The sequence below is a fragment of the Haliscomenobacter sp. genome (genome assembly GCF_040403615.1).
Classification (GTDB): domain Bacteria; phylum Bacteroidota; class Bacteroidia; order Chitinophagales; family Saprospiraceae; genus Haliscomenobacter.
Genome location: NZ_JBBAKG010000197.1, coordinates 1 through 4,978 on the forward strand (window position 1 = coordinate 1; position 4,978 = coordinate 4,978).

A 4,978-nucleotide genomic window follows, 5' to 3' on the forward strand; every position below is an offset into this window, starting at 1 on the left:
TATGGCGCAAAAGTACTACTTCAAACTGATCCGGAGTACGCCGATTATGACCAAAATGGTGCCCATCAATTGCCAGAGGCCAAATGTTTCTCCCAGCAAAAAATAACCCAAAACGATGGTTGCTACCGGCCCCACACTGCCAATGATGGCCACATTGCCAGCCCCGATGATGCGGATGGCCTCGCTCATCATAAAAGTGGGCAATACCGTAGAGAAAATGGCCATGATCAACGACAAAACATAAACCTGCACCGGATAATGAAACAAAGCCAATTGGTAAATAATGGCATGCTGCAAAATAACCCCGGCGCTCGCCGCAATCATCGCGATACAGGTGTACCGCAGCGAACCAATCCGCACAATGTATTGGCCACTCCCCACCAGGTAAATTGCATAGGCAAATCCGCTGAAAAAAATCAGTACGGCCCCCAGTGGAACATTGCTCCCTGCCCCCAATTGTGAGCGATCCATCAAGGCCAAAATGACCCCACCATAAGTCAGCGCCAGGGCAATGAGTTGGGAACGGGTAACTGGCTTTTTAAAAAACAACGTATTCATGCCCAAAACCATCGTGGGGTACAAAAACAAAATCAGCCGCTCCAAACCCGCCGTAATGTAGGCCAGCCCCATAAAATCCAACATGCTGGCCAAATAATACCCCGACAAGCCCAGGATAAATATGTAGGCCCAGTCTTGATTGCTCAGGATGATGTGCCGATATTCCTTGAGTGCCCGGTTTTTGGCCCAAATGGCGATCCCTATAAAAAAAGGCAGCGAAAAGACCATGCGCAGGGTGAGCAAGGAAATGCTATCAATGCCATAGCGATAAGCCAGCTTGACCAAAACGGCCTTTGCCGAAAAACAAAGGGCTGCAACCAATACCAACAAAGCCGCAATGATCCGGCGTCGCTGAGAAAAAGGCGTTTGTAGTGCAGGTGAAACGGACATTTTATTAGGTTTTGGGGACTGGGATTTAAGCTACCTCTTGATTACCTTGTATACAGACCAAGTGTTTTCTTTTCGGATTTGCAGCACATACATTCCAGCATTAAGTGCCGAAAGATCGAGATTTTGAGGACTCTCTTTAAAAACTTCCAGTTGCCTGCCTAGCGCATCATACAATACCGCCACATAAGCATCGGTTGATCTACTGGAAATCGACAAGTCTCCGCTGGCAGGTATGGGGAAAACCTGAAAAGCAGGATCGTCCACCAAAATCTGCGGAATTCCGGTTGTCAACGTAGAGAAATCCGCGGTAAAAAAAGTATAGTTCGACTTATTCAACAGCGGCAAAGCATCCAGTGCGCCGGTTCCCCGGTAGACTCCTGCTAGATAGAGTTGACCTTCAGGTGTGTAGGCCAATCCTCCGGTATACAAGCCTCCGCCGGCATCCAGCACACTCGCGGCAACTTGACGCCCCAGCGTATCAGTGATGCCCAGAAAAGAGGTAAATCCATCGCTGGGCTTGAGGTTTGTACCTGCCCAGGTGAAATCGCCCAGGGTATAGCCACTCAGGTAAATTTTATCCTTACTTAGGGCCATCCGCGAAAATTCCTGAATCTGGTCGCCAGAAATCACTCTGGCCCAAAGAGGAGCGCCAGCAGGGGAGAAGCTTCCCAGAAACACATCGGCGTTGCCATCTTTGCTTTGGATATTGGGGCCACCATCGAATCGAATCACCCCAACAATGTTTCCGCAAAAATAAATGCGCCCCTGCTCATCAGTAGCGATGTCAACGGGAGAAGCATCATAAACTCCTCCGCCTTTTTTTGCCCACAATACTTGTCCATCGGGGCCCCAGGCCACCAAAAACAAATCTTGATCGGACGTATTGGCGCCAAAAATACTGGCATCAAAGCGAACACTTTCATCAAAATAACCGATTCCTACGATTGCTCGGCCTGGCAAAGGGGCGATCCCGATGATGCGGGTATCTCCGACTGTTCCATGGTTGCGGATCCATTGGGTACTTCCATCGTCGTTCAGGCGCAATAAAAACATCTCGGTCTCGCCCTCTGTATATACCTTTTCGGTGCCAATGAACAAAGTATCGCTAAAGTAGCCACTTATCCAGATGTTGCCATTTTCATTGAGCACCATGTCGGTGACGCTTTTTAAGCCCGTACCATCAATGACTTTGGCCCATTCTACCTGACCATTGGCCTTATGGGCAGTCAAAAAAATGGCTTTCCCTCCATCTCTCGCCAGCAGGGTCGTATCAGGCAGTTTCAACTCGTTCCAAAAAATACCGGCACATAGCAGGCCTCCCTTGGAGCGAGGTCTTACCGCAACAATTTCTTCATCTAATGGGCCTCCTCCGTGGGTAAAATAAGTAGATTTGGTTGCCCCTTTTTTTCGCAGCATCACCACAAAATCGCTGCCTCCCCGGCTGTTCAGGATGCGTCCAGACAAATTGATCTGCCCTTGAAAGGTAAAGCCTACGGCGCAATCACCCGTTTCGTTGCAATGCAAATCACCAGTATTTTGGTTGCCTGTGCTTTCAAATGTTTGAAGGTTTTGCCATTTTTGGGCAAAACAGAGATGAGGTAGCAACAGGAATCCCAATGCTACAATCCAGGTGAGAACATAATTAGGAGCAACCATACGAATTAAGCCTTGTTGTCGTTAATATGCAAAATTGCGCAGCGGCAAATGCTTTCAACTAATTTTTTCGCTGCCAAAATCCAGTCAATCCTTACGCTATGTACAATGCTCTACAATATCGCCCTTTCGTTTTGATCTTTCTGCTTTTTGCTACTTTTGTCGCTTGCACGCAAAAAGAAGCAGCCGGGGATCAAGCAGCCCCATCTGGCAACGCCACGCTGGACAAACTCAATGCGCAAATCAAAAGCAACCCTAAAAACGCGGCGCTTTACTATGCCCGTGCTGAGGCCTATTTTGGCCTCGAAGGTTTTGATGAAGCCATTTCCGATTTAAATCAGGCCATCGCGATCGATTCCAGCAAAGCAGAATACTACCACCTTCTGGCCGATGCTTACCTCGATTATTTCAAAAGCTACAAGGCCTTGAAAACCATAGAGACCGCGGCGTCCAGGTTTCCCCAACGCATTCCGACCCTACTCAAACTCTCCGAATTTCAGATGATTTTGCGCCTACACAAAGAATCGATGCAAAGCATCGATCGCGTCTTGAAAATCGATCCTCAAAACGCGGAAGCTTTTTTTATGTTCGGGATGAATTTCAAACAAACGGGGGATACTGCCCGTGCCATCAACAGTTTTCAAACCGCGATTGAAAACGACCCCGACCTGGTGGATGCCTGGATCAACCTGGGCCAATTGCACGCAGCCCTGGGCAACGCCATCGCCAAACGCTACTTTGAAACCGCTACCCGCATTGATCCTAAAAACATCGAAGCCCTGCATGCGCAAGGCTATTACTTACAAAGCATTGGCGACCTCAAAGGTTCATTGGCCATTTTTAAAAAAATCAACCGCATTGATCCAAACTACGCCGAAGGCTATTTCAACGCCGGGCTACTGCTGATGGACATGGATTCGATTGAATCGGCTTACAAAAAATTCGATGCCACAATCAAGGCTTCTCCGGTACACATTCAAGCTTTTTTTTACCGGGGCGTAGCAGCAGAGATTATGGGTAAAAAACAACAAGCCCGGGCTGATTACGAGCAGGCGCTGAAGTTGGCTCCGGATTATCAGAAAGCAAAGGAAGGCTTGGAGCGGATGAGGTAGAGTAGGGGTTTACCCCCGTTTTCTTTTTATCTTAATTCTTTTCGTTGTTGGGTGACACAGATCCGTTCCCCAATCTCGGCAACAGTCAGTTGAATCATTTTCAGAGCTCAGTTCAACCACTCCCGTTGTTGGGACACCTTACTCCGGCTTTTTACCGCGGACGACCGCGGCTATTCAGCATTAAACCACTCCGTGGTTAACCAGGTTACATTATGGTAGGGTGGAAGGGAGTCGGCGCAACCCAATTGTCTTCAATTTGTGACGCAGTGCGTCACGAATCGGAACGTTCTGCTGCAAATACGAAACTCTCCAAACACACGAAAGCCCCACCCGAATAAACGGATGAGGCTTTAATTGTATTCAGACTGGTCTTAAAATTTGCCAGTCAAACAAAATATAGAACAAATCACTCACTATCTTCCAAACGCTTCTCACTCTTGATCTGCTCTAATTCCCGCATTAATTCAGCAGCCAGTTCCTCTTCGGAAGGTAGGTAAAGCTTGTACTTAGAAGCAAACAGTTGTTTGCTTTCCTCCAGAATAGAATATCGTACTACAGTTGCATCTTTTTCCGTGCAAAGGATAAGTCCAATAGTTGGGTTATCGTCAGTTCCACTAACTATATCTTCGTAAATCCGAACATACATGTCCATTTGTGCGATGTCTCCGTGTTCCAGTTCGCCCGCCTTGAGGTCAATCAAGACATAGCATTTCAATAAGATATTGTAAAAAACAAGATCAATATAACGGTCTTTTGTTTCCGTCCGGATGCGTTTTTGCCTGGCTACAAAGGCGAAGCCTTTACCTAGTTCCAGGAGAAATTCTTGCAATTTACTGATCAGCGCCTCTTCAAGATCAGTTTCGCTCAATTTTGGGTAAGTCTTTAACCCAAGGAAATCAAGAATGTAGGGATCTTTAAGGATATCCTCTGCTTGCAGCGGTTTTTTACCTGCATTTTCTTCCTCTCTTAATTCTTTTCGTTGTTGACTGGAAAGAATACGTTCGTAGTAAAGTGTGTTTACTTGTCTTTGCAACAACCTGGTATCCCATTGGCAATCAATGGCTTCTGTGATGTAAAAATTTCGAGCAAGTTCATTTTCTACCCGAGATAAGATGCGATAATGTGTCCAGGTCAATTCGTGACGCAGTGCGTCACGAATTGGAAAGGCTTGATAAAAACTACGAATATTCCTTAGGTTACTTTCGTCAAAGCCAGATCCTAATTCAATCGTCAATCTTTTGGATAGTTCCTTAAGGAGATACCTA

At 46.7% G+C, this 4,978-nt stretch carries 4 protein-coding genes; 1 reads left to right on the top strand and 3 read right to left on the bottom strand.

Annotated elements, in window-relative coordinates; all coding sequences use genetic code 11:
- Positions 1–15: 15 nt before the first annotated feature.
- Both ABW391_RS28475 and ABW391_RS28480 read right to left on the bottom strand, forming a co-directional pair.
- Positions 16–948, bottom strand: a complete 933-nt coding sequence (locus ABW391_RS28475; protein WP_353485301.1) for a DMT family transporter — start codon at positions 946–948, stop codon at positions 16–18.
- A gap of 30 nt (positions 949–978) precedes the next feature.
- The gene (locus tag ABW391_RS28480) at positions 979–2,604 is read right to left on the bottom strand and encodes a T9SS type A sorting domain-containing protein (RefSeq protein ID WP_353485302.1); all 1,626 of its coding nucleotides are present in this window, start codon (positions 2,602–2,604) and stop codon (positions 979–981) included.
- A 98-nt stretch (positions 2,605–2,702) separates the two neighbouring features.
- On the opposite strand from ABW391_RS28480, the gene ABW391_RS28485 reads away from it, so the two are divergent.
- Positions 2,703–3,713, top strand: coding sequence for a tetratricopeptide repeat protein (locus ABW391_RS28485; protein WP_353485303.1), 1,011 nt, complete (start codon positions 2,703–2,705; stop codon positions 3,711–3,713).
- Between the two features lie 406 nt (positions 3,714–4,119).
- Here the strand turns inward: ABW391_RS28485 and ABW391_RS28490 are convergent.
- Positions 4,120–4,978 (bottom strand): PDDEXK nuclease domain-containing protein (locus tag ABW391_RS28490; RefSeq protein ID WP_353485304.1); only part of this gene is annotated, 859 nt, incomplete at its 5' end.